At 73.4% G+C, this 19,039-nt stretch carries 21 protein-coding genes; 5 read left to right on the top strand and 16 right to left on the bottom strand.

Going from position 1 to position 19,039, the window contains the following annotated elements:
• Positions 1-67 precede the first annotated feature (67 nt).
• Both ACFYT9_RS23430 and ACFYT9_RS23425 read left to right on the top strand, forming a co-directional pair.
• Complete coding sequence (locus ACFYT9_RS23430) at positions 68-1,297, top strand: hypothetical protein (RefSeq protein ID WP_389166836.1); 1,230 nt, start codon at positions 68-70, stop codon at positions 1,295-1,297.
• Between the two features lie 244 nt (positions 1,298-1,541).
• Positions 1,542-3,095 carry a CocE/NonD family hydrolase gene (locus ACFYT9_RS23425; RefSeq protein WP_389166834.1) on the top strand — a complete coding sequence of 518 codons (1,554 nt, stop codon included), beginning with the start codon at positions 1,542-1,544 and terminating at the stop codon, positions 3,093-3,095.
• A 52-nt stretch (positions 3,096-3,147) separates the two neighbouring features.
• Here the strand turns inward: ACFYT9_RS23425 and ACFYT9_RS23420 are convergent, their stop codons facing one another.
• The 11 genes from ACFYT9_RS23420 to ACFYT9_RS23370 all read right to left on the bottom strand — a co-directional run bounded on the left by ACFYT9_RS23420 (position 3,148) and on the right by ACFYT9_RS23370 (position 12,933).
• A complete protein-coding gene (locus ACFYT9_RS23420) occupies positions 3,148-4,014 on the bottom strand; it encodes an amino acid ABC transporter permease (protein WP_376600430.1) in 867 nt (288 codons plus the stop codon).
• Positions 4,011-4,655, bottom strand: a complete 645-nt coding sequence (locus tag ACFYT9_RS23415; RefSeq protein ID WP_389166831.1) for an amino acid ABC transporter permease — start codon at positions 4,653-4,655, stop codon at positions 4,011-4,013. Before ACFYT9_RS23415 ends, ACFYT9_RS23420 begins: the two co-directional genes overlap by 4 nt.
• A 17-nt stretch (positions 4,656-4,672) precedes the next feature.
• A complete protein-coding gene (locus tag ACFYT9_RS23410; RefSeq protein ID WP_389166828.1) occupies positions 4,673-5,602 on the bottom strand; it encodes a glutamate ABC transporter substrate-binding protein in 930 nt (309 codons plus the stop codon).
• 14 nt (positions 5,603-5,616) lie between these two features.
• Positions 5,617-6,360, bottom strand: coding sequence for an amino acid ABC transporter ATP-binding protein (locus tag ACFYT9_RS23405; RefSeq protein WP_376600436.1), 744 nt, complete (start codon positions 6,358-6,360; stop codon positions 5,617-5,619).
• Positions 6,361-6,528: 168 nt separating this feature from the next.
• Positions 6,529-6,966: a DUF6278 family protein gene (locus ACFYT9_RS23400; protein ID WP_387275790.1), complete on the bottom strand. Its 438-nt coding sequence runs from the start codon at positions 6,964-6,966 to the stop codon at positions 6,529-6,531.
• Between the two features lie 108 nt (positions 6,967-7,074).
• Positions 7,075-7,854, bottom strand: coding sequence for an exodeoxyribonuclease III (locus ACFYT9_RS23395; protein WP_376600439.1), 780 nt, complete (start codon positions 7,852-7,854; stop codon positions 7,075-7,077).
• A gap of 45 nt (positions 7,855-7,899) precedes the next feature.
• Entirely contained in the window at positions 7,900-8,532 is a 633-nt protein-coding gene (locus ACFYT9_RS23390) for an MBL fold metallo-hydrolase (RefSeq protein ID WP_389166824.1), read from the bottom strand.
• Positions 8,533-8,630: 98 nt separating this feature from the next.
• Complete coding sequence (locus ACFYT9_RS23385; RefSeq protein WP_389166821.1) at positions 8,631-9,902, bottom strand: alpha/beta fold hydrolase; 1,272 nt, start codon at positions 9,900-9,902, stop codon at positions 8,631-8,633.
• A 410-nt stretch (positions 9,903-10,312) separates the two neighbouring features.
• Positions 10,313-11,584, bottom strand: coding sequence for an MFS transporter (locus ACFYT9_RS23380; protein WP_389166818.1), 1,272 nt, complete (start codon positions 11,582-11,584; stop codon positions 10,313-10,315).
• Positions 11,581-12,276, bottom strand: a complete 696-nt coding sequence (locus ACFYT9_RS23375; protein WP_376603898.1) for a YitT family protein — start codon at positions 12,274-12,276, stop codon at positions 11,581-11,583. Before ACFYT9_RS23375 ends, ACFYT9_RS23380 begins: the two co-directional genes overlap by 4 nt.
• Before the next feature lie 336 nt (positions 12,277-12,612).
• On the bottom strand, positions 12,613-12,933 hold the full coding sequence (locus ACFYT9_RS23370; RefSeq protein ID WP_389166814.1) for a VOC family protein: 321 nt from the start codon (positions 12,931-12,933) through the stop codon (positions 12,613-12,615).
• Positions 12,934-13,111: 178 nt separating this feature from the next.
• Here ACFYT9_RS23370 and ACFYT9_RS23365 point away from each other — a divergent pair, with 178 nt between their 5' ends.
• The gene (locus ACFYT9_RS23365) at positions 13,112-13,753 is read left to right on the top strand and encodes a TetR/AcrR family transcriptional regulator (RefSeq protein ID WP_376603902.1); all 642 of its coding nucleotides are present in this window, start codon (positions 13,112-13,114) and stop codon (positions 13,751-13,753) included.
• An 81-nt stretch (positions 13,754-13,834) separates the two neighbouring features.
• Complete coding sequence (locus tag ACFYT9_RS23360; protein WP_376603904.1) at positions 13,835-14,422, top strand: NADPH-dependent FMN reductase; 588 nt, start codon at positions 13,835-13,837, stop codon at positions 14,420-14,422.
• A 19-nt stretch (positions 14,423-14,441) separates the two neighbouring features.
• Here ACFYT9_RS23360 and ACFYT9_RS23355 read toward each other — a convergent pair whose 3' ends face one another.
• The 3 genes from ACFYT9_RS23355 to ACFYT9_RS23345 all read right to left on the bottom strand — a co-directional run bounded on the left by ACFYT9_RS23355 (position 14,442) and on the right by ACFYT9_RS23345 (position 17,128).
• Complete coding sequence (locus ACFYT9_RS23355) at positions 14,442-15,740, bottom strand: MFS transporter (protein WP_387275802.1); 1,299 nt, start codon at positions 15,738-15,740, stop codon at positions 14,442-14,444.
• A 46-nt stretch (positions 15,741-15,786) separates the two neighbouring features.
• Positions 15,787-15,912 carry a hypothetical protein gene (locus tag ACFYT9_RS23350; RefSeq protein ID WP_387275804.1) on the bottom strand — a complete coding sequence of 42 codons (126 nt, stop codon included), beginning with the start codon at positions 15,910-15,912 and terminating at the stop codon, positions 15,787-15,789.
• Positions 15,913-16,087: 175 nt separating this feature from the next.
• Positions 16,088-17,128: an alpha/beta hydrolase gene (locus ACFYT9_RS23345; RefSeq protein ID WP_389166810.1), complete on the bottom strand. Its 1,041-nt coding sequence runs from the start codon at positions 17,126-17,128 to the stop codon at positions 16,088-16,090.
• Positions 17,129-17,181: 53 nt separating this feature from the next.
• On the opposite strand from ACFYT9_RS23345, the gene ACFYT9_RS23340 reads away from it, so the two are divergent.
• A complete protein-coding gene (locus ACFYT9_RS23340; protein WP_389166807.1) occupies positions 17,182-18,060 on the top strand; it encodes a hypothetical protein in 879 nt (292 codons plus the stop codon).
• Positions 18,061-18,118: 58 nt separating this feature from the next.
• Here ACFYT9_RS23340 and ACFYT9_RS23335 read toward each other — a convergent pair whose 3' ends face one another.
• Both ACFYT9_RS23335 and ACFYT9_RS23330 read right to left on the bottom strand, forming a co-directional pair.
• Complete coding sequence (locus tag ACFYT9_RS23335; protein WP_387275810.1) at positions 18,119-18,637, bottom strand: nuclear transport factor 2 family protein; 519 nt, start codon at positions 18,635-18,637, stop codon at positions 18,119-18,121.
• Positions 18,634-18,891 carry an acyl-CoA carboxylase subunit epsilon gene (locus tag ACFYT9_RS23330; protein ID WP_389166804.1) on the bottom strand — a complete coding sequence of 86 codons (258 nt, stop codon included), beginning with the start codon at positions 18,889-18,891 and terminating at the stop codon, positions 18,634-18,636. Before ACFYT9_RS23330 ends, ACFYT9_RS23335 begins: the two co-directional genes overlap by 4 nt.
• Between the last annotated feature and the right edge of the window lie 148 nt (positions 18,892-19,039).

The following is a 19,039-nucleotide window of genomic DNA, read 5'->3' as shown; positions in this document are numbered from 1 at the left end:
GGGCTGTCGGCCGACGCCCAGAATCTCCGCCATGACACACAGGGGTGGGACGGGGAACGTGAGGGCCGTGAACGAGGACGAGGTGCTGAGGGCGCGGGTGCTGCTGCTGGCGTCGTGGCGGCTGTCGATTCCTCAGCAGGTGGAGGCGTACCGGGTGCTGGCACGGGTGAGCCCCGACGCGTACGCGCCGAAGCTGGCCTGGTCGCTGGGGGCGGCGCTGAGCCAGACGGGCGCGACGCCCGCACGGAGCGAGGAGCTGGCCGGGGAGGCGGTCGAGGTGGCGCGCCTGATGCGGAAGGACCACGCGAAGCGGGCGGAGACGCTGCGCCGGGCCCTCGACCGGCACCAGCGGGCGCTGTTCGAGCTGGGGCGGCGCGCCGAGGGCCGGGCCCTGTGCGAGGAGTTGGCCGCGCTCGGCCGGGCGGAGTACGAGCGAGGCCGGACCGGGCAGCCCCACGCCATGAGCGGGCGGCTGGTCACGGTGCTGATGGAGGAGGGGAGGTACGCGGAGGCGGCCGAGTGGCACGGGCGGCCGGCGGGATCCGACTTCTGGGGGGCGGTCGAGACGTCGGCGGTGCTGGAGGCCGCGGGGCGGGCCGGGGAGGCGGTGGAGACGTTCGGGGCGTTCCTGGCGGAACTGCGGACGACGGTGGCCGAGGGGCGCACGACCGCGGCGTTCCTGGTGTGGTCGCTGGTGCGGCAGGCCGAGGTGCTGGACCGGGCCGGGAGGGTTCGCGAGGCGGCGGAACACCGCGGGGAGGCGGGCGAGGCGCTCGCCCGGCTCGCCGCCGAGGGGGACCCCCGCGGGGGCAACACCCTCGCCTGGTGGGTCACGCTCCTCCTGCTGTCGGGCCGCGCGGACGAGCCGCCCGCCTCGGCGGAGGCGCCGGTCCCCTTCCTCGGCCAGGACCCGATGCACTGGACGCCCGACGTGCGACGTGCGTTCGACGGGTCGACGGAGTCCCTGGAGGCGCGGGTGGCGGAGCTGAGGCGGCGGACCGAGGCCGATCCGGACCGAGGGCTGCCGGAACTGGTGACCGCGCACCGGCGGTTCACGCTCCGCGTCGCACTGCGCACCGAGGGCGGCACCCGCCGGGTCCACGGCCCGCTGCGTCCGCTCTTCGACGAGGGAGTGGCGCTGGCCCGCCGGCTCTCCCCGGCGGCGGAGGCCCGGGCGCTGACGGACCGGTCGGCGATGCTGCTGGCGGCCGGGATGCACGGGGAGGCGTACGCGGACTTCGCTGCGGCGCAGGCGCTGCGCGAGGCTCCGGCGACCGTGCCCGCGGCGGCGGGGTAGGCGGCACGGGCCCGGCGGGGCGGGGTGGCATGGGGTGGGGGCAGGGCGCCGGGCCCGAAGCCCTGCCCCGCCCCGCCGGGCCCCTCCGGGCCCGCCGACCACCATCCCGAACCCGCACCCGCACCCGCCCCCCAATCGTTACCCGCACGTAACTTACCGACCGGTTACCACGGGTAGCACACCGCGGATAGCGTCGGGCCACTTCACTGCCCCCCATCAGTGACCCCCCATCGAGGAGTGGCCCGTGCGCACATCCCTGGCCCTCGCCGCCTCCGCCGTCCTGGTGGCCGGGACGGCCCTGTCCGTGGCGCCCGCCGTCCAGGCCGCCGAGAGCGGCACGTCGATCCGGTTCGTGGACATCGCCGGCGACGGCGGCACCGTCCTCAAGGCCAACGTCGTCACACCCGCCGGTGCCGGCGGTTCCGCCCGCTACCCCGTGATCGTGCTGCCCACCAGCTGGGCCATGCCCCAGATCGAGTACCTCGCACAGGCCCGGAAGCTCGCCGACTCCGGCTATGTCGTGGTGAGTTACAACTCGCGCGGCTTCTGGGAGTCCGGCGGCGAGATCGAGACCGCCGGACCCAAGGACGTCGCCGACGCGACGAAGGTGATCGACTGGGCGCTCGCCAACACCCCGGCCGATCCCGCCAAGGTCGGCATGGCCGGGGTGAGTTACGGCGCCGGAATCTCCCTGCTCGCCGCCGCCCACGACTCCCGGATCAAGGCCGTCGCCGCGCTCAGCGGCTGGGCCGACCTCATCGAGTCCATCTACAGCGGGCGCACCCAGCACCTCCAGGCCGCCGCCCTGCTCGGCGGCGCCGGGTACCTGACCGGCAGGCCGGGCCCCGAACTGGAGAAGATCCTGGGCGACTTCCTCTCGTCGAACCTGGACCAGGAGGACGAGATGATCGCCTGGGGCCGGCAGCGGTCGGCCGCCACGTACCTCGACCGGATCAACGCCAACGGCGCCGCCGTCATGCTCGGCAACGCCTGGGGCGACACCATCTTCCCGCCCAACCAGTACGCGAGCTTCTACGAGAAGCTGAAGGGCCCCAAGCGGCTGGAGTTCCGCCCCGGCGACCACGCCACCGCCGAGGCCACCGGCATCCTCGGCCTGCCCAACGACACCTGGACCAGCGCCCACCGCTGGTTCGACCGCTACCTCAAGGGCACCGACAACGGCATCGACCGCGAGCCGCCCGTCCAGCTCAAGCCCCGTTCCGACGGCGGCTACGAGGGGTACGCCGACTGGAAGTCGGTGAACGCGCACCGCGAGCGGCTCGCCCTGAACGACTCCGAGCACGTCTGGGCCAACGTCGACTCCGGCGCCAACGGCGGCATCGTCCTGCTCAGCAACCTCCTCGACCAGCTGGCGCAGACCCCGCCCGCCGTCTCCGTCCCCCTCCTCCCCCGCTCCTTCGCCGCCGTCTGGCAGTCCGGGCGGTACGGCTCGGGCGCCGCGGTGCGCGGCACGCCGGTGCTGCACACCACGGTCACGCCGACGAGGTCCAGCGGCACCTTCGTCGCGTACCTCTACGACGTGGGCCCGCTCGGCGTCGGGAAGCTGGTGAGCAACGCCCCGTACACCTTCCACGACAAGACGCCGGGCAAGCCGTTCGCCGTGGACCTGGAGCTCTTCTCCACGGCCTACGACGTCCCGGCCGGACACCGGCTGGCGCTCGTGGTCGACACCGTCGACCCGCTGTACATCGAGCACAACCCGGCCGGCGCGCAGCTGACCTTCTCCTCCCCCGCGTCCGATCCCTCGTACCTGTCGGTGCCGATGCGGGAGGAGTGATCACGGCTGCTGCCGGGCCGGTTTCAGGCCCGTGCGGGGGCCCGTACGGGGGTCACTCGCGGCCCGGCAGCGTGGTCACCGGTGCGGCGGGAGCGACGTCCACCCCCTTGGTGCGGGGGTCGCGGCGCTCCCGTCGCGCGACCCAGGTCGCGAACCAGGAGAGCAGCATGCACATGCCGATGTAGATCGGCGAGATCACGAGGACGACCGGGATGAACGGCAGGTCGTAGTCGAGGTTGGAGGCGATCAGCTTGCCGGCCTGGAGGAACTCCTCGTAGGTGATGAGGTAGCCGAGCGAGGTGTCCTTCAGCGCCACCACGAGCTGGCTGATGATGGCGGGCAGCATCGCGCGGACCGCCTGCGGCACCAGGACCCAGGTCATGACCTGGGTCTTGCGCATGCCCAGGGCGTACGCCGCCTCCCCCTGCCCGCGGGGCACGGCGTGCACGCCGGTGCGGAAGACCTCGGCGAGCACCGAGCCGTTGTAGAGGGTGAGTCCGGCGACGAGCGCGGGCAGCGGCTGCACCTTGAGCGCCACGAAGATGAAGAAGATCATCACCAGCACCGGCATGGCGCGGAAGAACTCCACGAGCAGGGTGGCGATCCAGCGCACCGGCCGGTGGTCGGAGAGCCGCCCGACGGCGAGGACCGCGCCGAGCGCCAGGGAGAACACGGCGGCGAGCGCGAACGCCTTGAGGGTGTTGGCGAGCCCTTCGAGGAGCAGTTCCTGGATGCCCTCGTAGAGGAAGGGGCGCCACTTCACCGCGGTGAACTGGTCGGTGTCGAAGAGCAGATAGAGGATCCAGGCGGCGATGCCGAGGATCACGGCGGTGGACGCCAGGCCGTAGAGGAGGTGGCGGCGGCGGGCCTGGGGTCCAGGGATGTCGTAGAGGGCGCTGGCGTGTGGCGTGCGGCTCATCGGGCCACCCCCCAGCGCTTCTCCATGACGTTGAAGACGGCGCTGATGGCGAGGGTGATGATCAGGTAGCCGACGGCGATCCAGACGAAGGTCCAGATGATGTTGTAGCCGAGTTCGCTCAAGGTCTTGTAGGTGCCCAGGAGTTCGGTGACGCTGAAGGCGCCGGCGATGGCGGAGTTCTTGGCGAGGGCGATCAGGGTGGAGCCGATCGGCGGGATCACCGAGCGGAAGGCCTGCGGGAGGACGACCGCGCCGAGGGTCTGGGTGAAGCTCATCCCGAGGCTGCGGGCGGCCTCGCCCTGCCCGACGGGGACGGTGTTGATTCCCGAGCGCAGTGCCTCGCAGATGAAGGCGGAGGTGTAGCAGCCGAGGGCGAGGACGGCGAACACCTCGAAGGGCAGCACCAGTCCGAAGCGCGGCAGGCCCAGCATCACCGCGAAGAAGAGCAGGGTGAGCGGGGTGTTGCGCAGGACGGTGACCCAGACCGTGCCGAAGACCCGGAAGGAGCCGACGGGTGCGACCCGGAAGGCCGCCATGACGAAGCCCAGGACGAGGGCGAGCGCCGAGGCGTAGACGGTGAGTTGGAGGGTGCCGAGGAAACCTTCGCCGTAGAGCGAGAAGTTCTCTGTCAGTACGTCCATGTCAGCGGTGGGGGTCCTCAGTTGGCCGGGTAGCGGTCGATGGGCGGCGGCGTCGGGGCGGGGACCCCGGAGAGACCGAGGGTCGCGTCGTACGCCTTCTTCCAGTCGCCGTTCTTCTCGTGCGCGGCGATGGCGTCGTCGAGGGCGAAGCGGAGCGCGGTGTCACCGCGCGGCACGCCGATCCCGTACGGCTCCTTCGAGAACGGCTTCCCCGCGAGCTTGAGTTCGTCGGGGACCTTGGCGGCGTAGCCCATGAGGATGGTGTCGTCGGTGGTGACGGCGTCGACCTGATAGGTGAGGAGGTTGTCGACGCAGATCGAGTAGGTGTCGTAGGCGACGAGGTCGGCCTTCGGGTAGTCCTGCTGGATGCGCTGGTACGGGGTGGATCCCGCGGCCGAGCAGACGCGCTTGCCGTCGAGGTCCTGGGGGCCGTGGATGTCGTCCTCGTCGGTGCGGACGAGGAGGGACTGGCCGGCCTCGTAGTACGGGCCCGCGAAGCCGACGAGTTCCTTGCGCTTGTCGTTGATGGTGTAGGTGCCGACGTAGTAGTCGATCTGCCCGTTCTGCAGTGCGGTCTCGCGGTTGGCGGAGGCGATGGTGCGGAACTCGACGCCGGTCGCCGGGTCGAAACCGAGCGAGGCGGCCATCATCTTGGCGATCTCGATGTCGAAGCCGGAGTAGCGGCCGGTGGCGGGGTCCTTCTCGCCGAGGTACGGCTGGTCCTCCTTGGCGCCGACGACCAGCCGGCCGCGCTTGCGCGCCCGGCTCCACGTGGAGGACTCCGGCAGCCGGAAGTCCGACCGGACGCGATAGGAGGGGAGTTGGTCGGGCTGAGGGCCCTTGACCGGCGGGCTGCCGGGCCGGCCGCAGCCGGCGAGCAGGGAGCCCGTGGCGGCGAGCAGCAGGGCGAGGGCGAGGGCGGCCGGACGTCGGTGCGAGCGCTGCATGGTTCCCACCCCGGTCAGTGCGAGAGGATCTTGGACAGGAAGTCCTTGGCGCGGTCGCTGCGCGGGGCGGTGAAGAACTCCTCGGGGGCGCGGTCCTCCAGGATCCGGCCGTCGGCCATGAAGACGACCCGGTTGGCGGCGGAGCGGGCGAAGCCCATCTCGTGGGTGACGACGACCATGGTCATGCCCTCGTGGGCGAGTTGCCGCATCACCTCCAGGACCTCGTTGATCATCTCGGGGTCGAGGGCGGAGGTGGGCTCGTCGAAGAGGAGGGCCTTGGGGTCCATGGCGAGGGCGCGGGCGATGGCGACGCGCTGCTGCTGGCCGCCGGAGAGCTGCGCCGGGTACTTCTCGGCGTGGGCGGCGAGGCCGACCCGGTCCAGGAGCTCGCGCGAGCGCCGGTCGGCCTCCTCCTTCTTCCGCCCGCGGACCTTGATCTGGGCGAGGGAGACGTTGGCGAGGACGGTCTTGTGGGCGAAGAGGTTGAAGGACTGGAAGACCATGCCGACCTCGGCGCGCAGCCGGGCGAGCTGCTTGCCCTCCTCGGGAAGGGGCCGCCCGTCGATGCGGATCTCGCCGGACTCGATGGTCTCCAGCCGGTTCACCGCGCGGCAGAGGGTGGACTTGCCGGAGCCCGAGGGGCCGATGACGACGACGACCTCGCCGCGGCCGACGGTGAGGTCGATGCCCTGGAGGACGTGCAGCGCGCCGTAGTGCTTGTTCACGCCACGCAGTTCGATCAGCGGATCGACGGTCATACGCTGCCCTGCCCCATTTCTCAGCGGTGTGCCGACGCGTTGTGTCGAGACAGCGCAAACTATCCGCCGAGAAAAGGGACTTCACACCCGACACGCCTGAAAGCGGGCAAGACGGTATTAGCCGTATTTACGGCAATCGGGTGGTGCAGGGCGCGGCGCGAGGAGGGCTCACTCCTCGGCGGCCTCCGCGTAGACCTGGGAGAGCTGGGGGGCACCGGACATCGCCCATTCGACGCCGTACTCGACGACGGGGATCTCCCGGCCGGACTCCAGGACGACGACCGGGCCGCCGCCCGGCCACACCCGCCAGTGGGCGCCCGGCACGTTCCGGACGACGACGGTGCCGAGGTAGAGGCCCGCGTCGTTGCCGAACCAGGGCAGTTCCTCGGCATCGTCACGCCAGCGCGGCGGGAGCTGGTCCAGCTCCTGGAGCGAGCGCGGGGTGTCGTCGAGCGCCACGCCCGCCGCCTCGACGCGGGCGCGGAGCAGCTCGCACTCGGCGAGCAGCTCCGTCACGCCCTCCGGGTCGCGGTCGAAGGCCGCGGCCAGCGGGGACGGGTCCGGTTCGCGCCGCTTGCGCCAATGGTCGAGAAACGGGATGTTCATCGGAACAGCGTCGCACCGCCACCCGCCGGACCACCACCCGGCACGCTGAGATCGTTATGGACCGCCCGCGCAGGTCACCGAGGCCGGAAACCCGGATCGGGGGCCGGGTCAGAGGTCGAGGTCGACGACGACCGGGGCGTGGTCGGAGGCGCCCTTGCCCTTGCGCTCCTCGCGGTCCACGTAGCTGTCCTTGACGGCCTCGGCGAAGGGCTTGTTGCCGTACACCAGGTCGATGCGCATGCCCTTGTTCTTGGGGAAGGCGAGCTGGCGGTAGTCCCAGTAGGTGTACGGGTGGTCGTACTTGAGCGGGCGCGGGACGACGTCAGTGAGGCCGGTCTCGCGCAGCCCCGCGAGGGCCGCGCGCTCGGGCTCGGTGACGTGGGTGGCGCCCTCGAAGAGGGAGATGTCCCAGACGTCGGCGTCGGTCGGCGCGATGTTGTAGTCGCCGAGGACGGCGAAGGGGCGCTCGCCCGCCGCGTCCTCGCCGACGGCCGCCTTCAGCGCCTCCAGCCAGCGCAGCTTGTAGGCGTAGTGCTCGTGGGCGACCTCGCGGCCGTTCGGCACGTAGACCGACCAGACGCGGACCGGGCCGCAGGTGGCGGAGATGGCCCGGGGCTCCTGCGCGCCGTCGTACTCGGGGCCGCCGGGCAGGCCCGTCACCACGTCCTCGAAGCCGACGCGGGAGAGCAGGGCCACGCCGTTCCACCTGCCGGTGGCGCTGACCGCCGACTCGTACCCCAGCGCGCGCAGCTCCTCGGTGGGGAACTGCTCGGCGGTGCACTTGGTCTCCTGGATGCAGAGCACGTCGGTGCCGCTGCTCTCCAGCCAGGCCAGCAGCCGGGGCAGTCGGGCGGTGATCGAATTGACGTTCCAGGTCGCGATGCGCATGACGCCCAGCCTACTGGCGGGCACCGACAGCGGCCCGGAGCCGGTTCACAGCTCGGCGGAGGCGCCGGGGTCGAGCCGCCGGTGGTCGGTGCCGCCGAGCTCGCCGATCTGCCGGTCGTAGAGGGGCCGGGCGAGGTCGGTCAGGAGGGCGTCGTGGATGTCGTACGCCCGGCGCGGCTTCACCTCGCGGACGTAGTCGATCACCTCGGAGATCTTGTTCCACGGGGCCATGACGGGCAGCAGCAGGGTGTCGACCGGGGTGCCGGGGACGGTGAGGGCGTCGCCGGGGTGGAAGACGGAGCCGTCGACGAGGTAGCCGACGTTGGTGATGCGGGGGATGTCGGGGTGGATGACGGCGTGCAGCTCGCCGTGGACCTGGACGTCGAAGCCCGCGGCGGTGAAGGTGTCGCCGTGTCCGACGGTGTGGACGCGGCCGGGGTACGCGGCGGCCAGCCGGGCGGCGACGCTGCGGAGGGTCCAGAGCTCGACGGCCGGGTCGGCGTCGAGCGCGGCACGCAGCCGGCCCTCGTCGAAGTGGTCCGGGTGTTCGTGGGTGACGAGGAGGGCGTCGGCGCCGAGCGCCGCGTCCTGCTCCGTGAACGCCCCGGGATCCAGGACGAGCGTCCGCCCGTCCTTCTCCAGCCGCACGCACGCGTGGGACTTCTTGGTCAGCTTCACGGCCCCACCCTACGCCGGGCGTGCGGGCCCGGCTCGGGTGGAACGTCGGCGGCTCCCGGGCCGCGAGTGCGGCGGGGTCCGGAGGAGGGGGTGGCGGCCTACGCCGGGGGCGTGGTCTCCTCGGTGATGACGCGGCCGACGGTGCCGAGGGCGCTCTCCGCGGCGGGGAGGCCGCAGTAGACGGCGGTGTGCAGGACGATCTCGCGGATCTCGGCGGGCGAGAGGCCGTTGCGGAGCGCGGCGCGGGTGTGGTCGGCGAGCGCCTCCCGGTGCCCGCCGGCGACGAGGGCCGTGAGGGTGACGACGCTGCGGGTGCGGCGGTCGAGCCCTTCCCTGGCCCAGACCTCGCCCCAGGCGTACCGGGTGACGAGCTCCTGGAAGTCGCCTGCGTCCTCGTCGGCGAGGGCCCGGTCGACGTGGGCGTCGCCGAGGATCTCGCGGCGGAGCCCCAGCCCCTTCTCGTACGGGTCGGGGCGGGTCTCCTCCGCCTCCTCACCCTCCTCGGCGTCGGCCGGGGCGGGGACGGGCTCGGCGGGGGCCGGCGGCGCCGCGGGGACGGGCGGCGGTACGGCGAGGGTGCCGCTGGTGTCGTGGCCGGTCGCCGAGAAGTGCTCCAGGAGCAGGTCCGTGACGGCGGCCGGCTGCTCGACGGGCGCGAGGTGGGAGGCGCCCGGCACGACGGCCAGCTTGGCGTCGGCGATGCCGGCGACGAGGGTACGGGCCTCGGCCGGGCCGGTGACCCGGTCCTCGGAGCCGACCAGGACCAGCGCGGGCACCCCGATGCTGCCGAGCGCGGCCCGGACGTCGAAGACGGCGAGGGCCTCGCAGGCGGCGACGTAGCAGGGGGCGTCGGTGGTCCGCACCATCTGCACGGCCCAGTCGACGATGGCGGGCTGGTTGGCGGCGAAGTGCGGGGTGAACCACTGCTCGGGCGCGGAGCGGGCCATCGGCTCCAGGCCGTTGGTGCGGACCACCACCCCGCGCTGGCGGAACTCGTCGGCGGTGCCGAAGCGGGGCGCGGTCGCGACCAGCGCCAGCGAGGCCACCCGGTGCGGGGCGCGCAGCGCCAGGTCGAGGCCGACGGCGCCGCCGAGGGAGCAGCCGGCGTAGCCGAAGCGCTGGACGCCGAGGTGGTCGAGGGTGGCGAGGAGCCGGTCGCCGAGCTCCGCTACGGAGGTGAAGGGCTGTGCGGGGGCGCCGCCGTGGCCGGGCAGGTCGAACCGGACGACGCGCCGGTCCCGGGTCAGCTCCGGGATCTGGCGGTCCCACATGTGGAACGTGGTACCGAGGGAGGGCCCCAGGACGAGGACGGGGGCCTGTTCCGGCCCGTCCACGCGGTACTGCAGCGTATCTATCTTGGTCTCGCTCACCGGTTCACACCTTCATCTGTCACGATCTGTCACACACCCCCCGCCAGACCTCCCCATGCTTCCGCTGCTGGGAGCAGGTCCGCCACGTCCGGTCACGTGCCACCGCCGGGTCGTCTTCACTTTCGTGTGCCCGGCCCGCATCGCGAGCAGGTGATCCGGCACCCCGCTGGTCGCCGGGAAGGTCGAGCACGACGCCCGTGCATCGTACAGACGGACCCTGCGAAGCCCACTTTCGTCCATGACCTCGTAGGCCGACACCGGGCCGGTCGGTGTCCGGATCCGAGAGCGCCCCGCGCTCGGCATGACGCGGCGAATCCCCCGTCGCGGTCGGCCATGGCGGAGCCCCGGCTCGGGGATCCCGGCCGGGGCTTCGCGTGTGCGAGGTGCTTCTCGCCCATGTCTTCCGATGGTCAGGGCGCCGGGGCCGCCGGAGTGGCCGCGGCGACCTCGGGGCCGTCGCCGGCGTCCTCGGCCGGCCTGGCACCCTCGACGCGCACCCGCCACACCGCGGCCAGCGCCAGGACCGGCAGCGCCGTCGCCACCAGGAAGCCCGTGGTGGGCGAGGTGGCCTGGATGAGCGGGCCCACCAGGAGCGGGGAGACGAACTGCCCGGCGAAGGCGGCGGTTCCCGACAGGGCGGTGGCCTTGCCGCGGACCGCGACGGGCACCTCCTCCCCGATCAGGACGGTGGTCACCGGGAAGAACACCCCCTGGCCGAGGCCGAAGAGCACCGGGGCCAGGAACAGCAGGGGGGCCGAGGGCGCCGCGGCCAGGAGGAGGAACGCCGCCGCCCACAGGGCCAGGGCGCCGCGCAGCAGCGTCATCCTGCCCAGCCGGGCGCCGAGCGGTGCGTAGAAGAGGCCGATGACGCTCATCGTGGCGGACATGCCCACGGTGTAGAGGGAGACCAGCAGGGGATCGTCCACGCCCGTCTCGGAGAGGCGCTGGGGGAGGAAGAGCAGCAGCGCGTAGAGCAGCAGGGAGGCGGAGAACTGCAGGGCGTACCAGACGAGGAGGACGCGGTGGCGGCGCAGGAGCGGCCTCGTGCCGATCCGCTCCGCCGGACCGCCCTCGCCGGCCGGGCTCCCGCCGGGCAGCAGGAAGAGGGTGGCCAGGCCCAGCGGCAGGCCCAGCAGGTAGACGCCGAACGGCAGGTGCCAGGAGATCCCGCCGACGGCGCCGGCCAGGAGCGGCCACAGCACTCCGCCCATGCTGGTCGCCGTCGACCGCCAGCCCATGGCCCGCTCCCGGTCGCTCCCCTGGTAGAGGTTGAGCAGGGCGAGGGTGGTGCCGGTGAAGACCAGGGCCGCGCCCACGCCGAAGACCATCCGGCCGGCGATGAGGGTGGCGTAGTCCTCGGTGACGAGGCCGGTGGCGCCGGCCAGACCGTAGACGGCGAGGCCGCCGGCGAGGGGGAGCCGCAGCCCCCAGCGGTCGAGCATCCAACCCGCCAGCGGGCTGGCGACGGCGATGGCGAGGCTGTGCGCGGTGACGATGAGGCCGGCGGCGGTGCCGCTGAGGGCCAGGTCCTCGCGGATGACCTGGACGACGGGGGCGAGGATGGAGCCCGCCATCACCGTGAGGGTCGAGGCGAAGAGCACGAGCGGCAGGGTGCCGGAACGGGGCGTGGGGGACGGTGCCCGGTCCGCGGTGCCGGTGGGCGGCTTGGCGGCGGTGGTCATCGGGCACCGCCCAGGGCCAGGTCGCCGCGGGGGGTGCGGGGGGCGGGGGCGAGGCCGAGGTTGGGCAGGTGCAGGGCCCGGGTGTTGAAGGCCATCAGGGGCTGGATCAGTCCGTCGACGAAGACGAGGAAGGCGAGGGTGCCGACGCCCACCGGGCCGCCGAGGAGCCACCCGGCCCCGAGGAGGACGGCCTCGACGCCGATCTTGGCCCCCCAGAAGGGGAGGTGCCACTTGCGGTGCAGGGAGATGACGAGGAGGTCCATGGCGCGGATGCCGGTGCCGCTCATGATGATGAGGGCCGATCCGTAGGCGCACAGCAGGACGGCCACGACCAGGGCGGGCACCGGGGCGATCGCGTCCAGGTCCGCCAGGCGCATCAGATCGATGAGGCTGCCGCAGAGGAGGAAGGTGACGAAGGGCATCAGGACCGGGCGGCAGCGGTTCCACAGCGACCAGATGACGATGCAGACGGCGGCGATGAGCGCCTGGGCCAGGCCGATGGTGAGCGGGAAGTGCTCCAGCAGGCCGAGGGAGAGGACGTCCAGCGGGTCCACGCCGAGGCCGGAGTGGATGAACAGGGTGGCTCCCGCGGCGAAGACGAGACAGCCGGCCAGATAGGTGAGGTAGCGGGGGAGGTTTCGGCGCGTGCGTCCGGGGGCTGCGCTCGAAGGGGAGGTGAGCGAGTGCGGCATGGGGGCCTCTTCCTTCGTGGACGGGTGGGGGGAGGCGCGGGCCGCCCCGGCGGAGCGGGGCGTACGACGGCGCGGACCGGTACGTGCGGGGCCGGGCCGCCGGGGCGGGGCCCGGAGAGGGGGGAGGAGAGAGATCGGGTCGGACGGTGGGCGGACCGGTGGCCGGTGGGCCGGGTCGGACGGTCGGCGGACCGGTGGGCCGGGCCGGACGGAGAGCGGACCGATGCGCGGGACCGATGGGCCGGGCCGATGGGCCGGGTCGGGCGGAGAGCCGGCCGGTGCTCGGGCCGGTGGGCCGGTGGGCCGGTGGGCCGGGGCCGAACGCGGCGGCCGGGGTCAGGCGTTGACGAAGATGAGGTGGTTGCCCTCGGGGTCCGTCAGCTCGAAGCGCTCACCGGTCTTGTGGGGGACGATCTCGGTGGCGCCGAGGTCCTTCAGCGCGGCGTGCGCGGCGGGGATTTCGGCCTCGGTGAAGGCGATGTGGACGGGCTTGTCGCCCTTGCTGATGATCAGCTCGCCGCCGTGGCCGGTGTCGAAGACCACGGTGTGCCCCGGGTACTCCTCGCGGACGGCCAGTCCGAGCCGGTCGCGGTAGAAGGCGACCATCGTGTCGAGGTCGGTGCAGAAGATCTTGGTGACGGTGAGCTTGCCGAACATGGCGTCTCCTCGGAGCGCGCCCCGCCGTGGCGGGGCGGACGACTGGGGGATGCGGGCGGGACGGACACGCGGAAGACGGGGGTCGGATTTCCTCGTGGAATCCCGCCCGCAGATGTAAACTACACCGTGCAGTACCTCATGTACACCACCCAGTGCATTTTCAGAGAAGGCGAGCCCCGTGGAGCAGACCACCGCACCCCGCTCAGGACGGCCGGCGAAGCGCGCCGCCATCGACTGCGCCGCCCGCGCCGTCTTCGGACGCGAGGGCTTCACCCGCGCCAGCGTCGACGCCATCGCCGCCGAGGCCGGGGTCTCGAAGCGCACCATCTACAACCACCACCAGGACAAGGAGCAGCTCTTCCTGAGCGTGCTGAGGGAGAGCACCCACGCGGTCGCCGCCCATCAGGAGGAGCTCATCGACCGGCACCTGTCCGACCCGGCGGACCTGACGGCGGGCCTGACCGCGCTCGGCCGCGCGCTCGCCACCCCCCAGGAGGGCTTCGAGGGTCACTTCGCGCTGGTGCGCGTGATCTTCGCGGAGGCGCCGCGGCTGCCCCCGGAGTTCATCGACAGCTGGCGGGAGGAGGGACCCCGCCGCATCGCCGAGCGGCTCGCCGCCCGGCTGGCCGGACTCACCGCCGCCGGCCACCTGCGCGCGGACGACCCGGCGCGCGCCGCCGCGCACTTCACCCAGCTCGCCACCTCGGAGGTGTACGAGCGCTCCTTCCACGGCGCCCTCCCCCTCCCCCAGGCCGAGGTGGACGCGTCGGTCGACGCGGGCGTCGACGCCTTCCTCCGTCTGTACGGGGCAAAGGGCTGACTTTCTGATCTGCACGGTGTAGTTTACTTTTCGGAAGGCCCGCCCTTCCCCCGGTCCACGCCGTCCCCCTGGAGGTATCCCATGTCCGCTCAGCCCCTGGCCCTCGCCGTGATCATCGGCAGCGTCCGCGGCGGCCGTCTCGGCGAGAAGGTCGGCCACTGGGTCGCCGACCAGGCCCGCGGCCGGGACGACGTGACCGTCGACGTGATCGACGTCCTCGACCACCCGCTGCCCCTGGCCATGCCCGCGATGGGCGAGGCGCCGGCCGAGGAGGTCCGGCTGGTCAAGGACGCGCTGTCGGCGCGGCTCACGGCGGCGGACGCGTTCATCGTGGTGACCCCGGAGTACAACCACTCGTACCCGGCCTCGCTGAAGAACGTCATCGACTGGCACCTCCAGGAGTGGGCCGCCAAGCCGGTCGGACTCGTCTCGTACGGCGGGATGGGCGGCGGCCTGCGCGCGGCGGAGCACCTGCGCCAGGTCTTCGCCGAGGTGCACGCGATGACGGTGCGCGAGATGGTCAGCCTGCACAACCCGTGGGGCGCGTTCGGCGAGGACGGCGGCGCGCCCGAGGGCGCCGACGGGGCCGCGAAGAAGCTGATCGACCAGGTGGCCTGGTGGGGCAGGGCGCTGCGCACCGCCCGCCTCGAACAGCCCTACACCGTCTGACCGCGTCGGCACCCCGGGGTCAGGGAGCCCGGTCCGCGGACGCCTGCGCCCCGCGCGGGTCACCGCCGGCCGGGTCCGGGACGGCCGCGCCCGGCTCCGGGGACACCCCCGGCGGGAGCGTCCGGTGGACTCCGAGGACCACGGCGGCGGCGAGCGCCGACGCCACCCCGCCGAGGAGGAGCCCCGACCGGGCGCCGTGGCTCTCGGCGAGGGCACCGACGAGCAGTGCGCCGAACGGTGTGGTGCCCTGGAAGACCAGCGTGAACAGCGCCATCACCCGGCCGCGGTACGCGGGGTCCGCCCCGAGCTGGACGCAGTGGTTGGCCGCCTGCGAGAAGTAGATCGACCCGAAGCCCGTCAGGAAGAGCAGGGCGGCCGCCGCCCCGAAGCCGGGGGCGAGGGCCGCCAGGGCCTCCACCACTCCGAAACCGGCCGCCGCCGCGACGACGTGGCCGAGCCCCGGTCTGGTCCGGCGCCCCGTCGTCACGAACGCGGCGACGAGCGACCCGGCCGCCAGCGCCGTGGTCAGCAGGCCGAAGGCGGCGGCGTCGGCGTGGAAGACCACCTTGGCGAGCAGCGGCAGCGTGAGCTGGAAGTTGAAACCGAACATGCCGACCACCGCCACGAGGGCCATCGGCAGCGCCAGGTCCCTCCGGGAGAGCACGTGCCGGATCCCCTCCCCCACCGGGGCCCGGGCCGGCCGCCGGGCGGCGCGGTGGAGCTCGGCCGGCCGGATCAGGCGCAGCCCGACCCAGGTGGCGAGGTAGCTGAAGGCGTTGACCAGCATCACCGGGCCGGTGTCCACCCGGCTGATCAGAAGGCCCGCCACCCCCGGCCCGACCACCCGCGCCACGTTGAAGTACACGGCGCTCAACGCGGAGGCGTTGGGCACCAGTTCGGGGCCGACGAGCTCGCTCACGAAGGACATCCGGGCGGGCACCTCGACCGCGTTGACGGTGCCCAGCCCGAGCGCGAACAGGTAGATCTGCCACAGCCGCACGTCGCCCGCCAGCACCAGGGCGGCCAGCCCCAGGGCGAGGGCGCCCGAGGCGAGGTTGGCGGCCATGAGCAGCCGGCGCTTGTCGTACCGGTCGGCGAGCCCGCCCGCCCAGAGGGTGAGCAGGATCAGCGGCGCGAACTGCAGGGCCGTGACCACCCCCAGGGCGGTCGCCGAGTTCCCGGTCCGGGACAGGACGAGCCAGTCCTGGGCGACGACCATCATCCAGGTGCCGGTCACGGAGACCAGCTGGCCCGCCGTGAACAGCCGGAAGTTGCGTACCGTCAGGGACTGGAAGGTGTGGTGCAGGGGGCGCTTCATCGTTCCTCGCGTGGGTGGAATCCGGCCGTGGCGGAGGGCGCGGGCCTCAGTCGAGGCCGCGGAAGATGTGGAGGTCGGGCGCTTCCTCCTCCTCTCCGGCGAGCAGGGCGGCCCGCACGTGGACGATCCGCTCCGCGCCGGCCGTGTCGTGTTCCCTGATGTCGGTGTTCATGCGTCCCAGCCTCTCGTCGTCGTTCCGCTGCTCGTTCGGGATCCGGTGCCCGGCCCCTCCGCCGTCCGGCCGGCGGGGCGAGGCCGCCGGGGGGAGGAGGGCGCCGGGCCCGGGTTCGTGGGTGCGGGCCGCCGGGGCCCGCGCCCGCGCGGGCCTCCCTGGCTCCGCGCGGGCCTCAGCACGCCGCGCGTTCCGGCGCCGGGACGGGCACGCGCGTCCGGTGGAGGGCCGCGTGGATCCGCTCCGTTCCCGCCGTGGGGCTCTGGCTCCTCAGGGCCCCGTCCCGGGGCCGGGGTATCGCCGCGTCGCGGGCGAGGAGGCACTCCTCCAGGAACCCGAACGCCTGGAGGTGGTAGGTGCGGGCCGCCCAGCCGAGGCTGATGTTGTGCCCGGCGTCCTGGAGCTGGTCGACCCGCACCTTGGGCGCGGCGAGCGGGGCGGTCAGCGCCGCCACCGCCCCGGGGTCGAAGCGCCACCACTGCTCCTGCTCGGCGAAGGTGAAGCGCACCGGCACGCGCACCCGGGCGGCGAGGTCGGGATACGCCTCGGGCCACAGCGGCGCCTCCCGGGCCTCCACCGCGGGCACCGGGGCGACCAGTTCGCGGCCGAGCCGGAAGGCGTCCGGCGGGTAGAGGCGCAGGGCGCCCCAGTGCCGGCGCCAGGCCCCGGGGGCGCCCGCGCCGGGGAGCTGGTCGGGGGTGACGGCCAGCCGGGTCCCGAGGCCGGACACGTCCAGGCCGAGGAGGGAGTCGCCGCGTTCCTGGGCGGCGGCGGTCAGCGCCAGCTTGCCGCCGTTGGAGTGCGCCACCAGGAAGAAGCCGGCGCCGAGCGGGTGGGTGCGGGCGAAGTCGTCCAGGGCCGCGTAGAGGGTCCGGGCCTGGTCGGCGAGCGGCAGCCCCTCGGGGAAGTGGGGGGCGGAGACGCCGTAGCCGGGACGGTCGAGGGAGAGGACGGTGAAGCCCAGTTCGGCACCGAGGGTGAGCAGGGAGAGGCCGGGACGGGCCCGGCTGTCGAAGTACCCGGCCCTCATCCCGCCGCCGTGGACGGCGACCACCACGGCCCGGGGCGGTGTCCGCAGGGGCTCGGCGAGCAGCCCCGAGACCGGTACGCCCCCGGCGTCGAGGACGACGGGGCGCACCTCCGGGGCCTCGGGGGGCGGGGGGCCGGCATCCGGGGGTGCTTCACCTCTGGCAAGTATTTGTTCACTTTCAGGCATTTTTCCAGACATCCCTTCCATTACTGGATCAATCCTCACTAACCTGCCATGTCATGAGCACATCACTCGCAACCGTCCCGGTCGCCCGCCGCTGCCAGACGGTCCTCAACTCCTTCCACAGCACCGTCTACTTCGCCCCCGACCTGGGCCGGAGCCTGGCCGGGTACGGGGTGGAGGACCCCCTCGCCGCCCACGTCGCCTGCGAGACGGCCGCGCTCGGCCGCGTCGGCCCCGGCGTGGCCACCGCCGCGCTCAACGGCCTCGCGCACCGGCTGATCGCCCGCCACCTCCCCGCGGTCTGGGACCGGGTCGACCCGCGGACCGTCGTCGCCCTGCGGACCGAGGCCGCCGACACCCTCCTGCGCCGCCTCCTCGGCGAGGAGGTCGTCTCCTCGCCCGAGATGGCGCAGGCGGCCGGACTGGCCGTACGGGCCGTCTCCGGCTGCGCCCCGCAGGGCCGCCCCATGTACGCCGCGCTGGCCGACCTGCCGATGCCCGACGCCCCGCACCTGGCGCTGTGGCACGCCGCCACCCGCCTGCGCGAGTACCGGGGCGACGGACACATCGCCCTCCTGCTCGGCGCCGGACTCGCCGGCCTCGACGCCCTGGTCCTGCACACGGCGAGCGGCGACGGCGTGCCCAAGGAGGCCGTCCTCGCCAACCACGGCTGGACGAGCGCGGAATGGGACGCCTCCGAGGAGCGGCTGCGGGCCCGCGGACTGCTGGGCTCGGACTCCGCGCCCACCGAGCGGGGAAGGCGCTTCCGCGAGGAGCTGGAGTCCGACACGGACCGCCTCGACGCCGCCCCCTACGCCCGGCTGGGCGAGGAGGGCGTCGCACGCCTGACCGAGCTGGTCGGGGGCTTCGTCGCGACCGCCGCCGAAGCGGGCGCGTACCCACCGGCCCTGCGGCACCTGTTCACCGTCGACTGAGGCTCCCCGCCGCCGGTCCGCCCCGGCTCGCGCCCGCGGACCGGCCGGCGGCCGGCGGTCAGAAGTCCACGCCCCGCATGGACTCCAGCGGCTCCCCCGACGTCCAGGCGATCCGGAAGACCAGCCGGTGGAACCGCCAGCCGGCGGCCGTGCGCACGGCGCGGACCTCACTGTGCCCGCCGACCCGGAAGTGCTCCTCCGGCCCTCCGGGACCGTGCACGTGCGTGGCGAGCTGGTGTGCCCGCAGGGTGGCCCGGTCGCCGTCCAGCTCCACGAGGTGGTTGGCGCTGACGTGGTGGGTCCTCTCCCACCAGGAGCGGGCCTCGCGCTGGAAGGCCGCGAATCCCCTCACCCCCCGGTGCGTCCCGATCGGGAAGACGAACTGGGCGTCCTCGGTGAAGACGGTCCGGAACCAGTCGTCGCCGTAGTCCCGCTCGCACACGGTGTCCAGCGCGACGACGTACCGGTCGAAGAGCTCCCTGATCTCCAGACGGTCCGTCACCTCGCGCAGACGTGCGCGGAGTTGGTCCAGCTCCGCGGTGATCCTCGCCTCTTCGGCGCGCAGCGGCGTCGTCACTCGTGCCTCCCGCGGTGCGCGGCCGCCTGGGCCTTCGCGGCGGACGCCCGCCAGCTGCGCGGGGTGTGGTGGCCCGGGGCGCGCTCCAGGCGCTGCCAGCGGGCGACGGGGCGGCCCGCGGACGTCCCGTCCGGTTCCTCCGGTCCGGTCATCCGGGAGAACAGCACCGCGACCAGCGCGGCGAGTTCCTCGGGGTCGGCGGAACCCCTCTCGATGCGCAGGAAGTTGTCGGCGGTCAGGTCGGGCAGGGTCATGGGTGATCGTCTCCGTCGAGTCGGGTCGAGTCGGGTCGATGCGGGCGGGGAGTGGGCGGCTCGGGGGGTGCGCCCCGGCAGCCCGGCCGCACGGCGGCCGGGCTTCGGGGGTTCTGGGGGTTCCGGGGCCTCAGGGGCCTCAGGGGCC

Source organism: Streptomyces sp. NPDC004435, from assembly GCF_042873895.1.
Classification (GTDB): Bacteria; Actinomycetota; Actinomycetes; order Streptomycetales; family Streptomycetaceae; genus Streptomyces.
The sequence above is the reverse complement of the archived record's forward strand: the minus strand, read 5'-3'. Positions and strand labels throughout refer to the sequence as shown.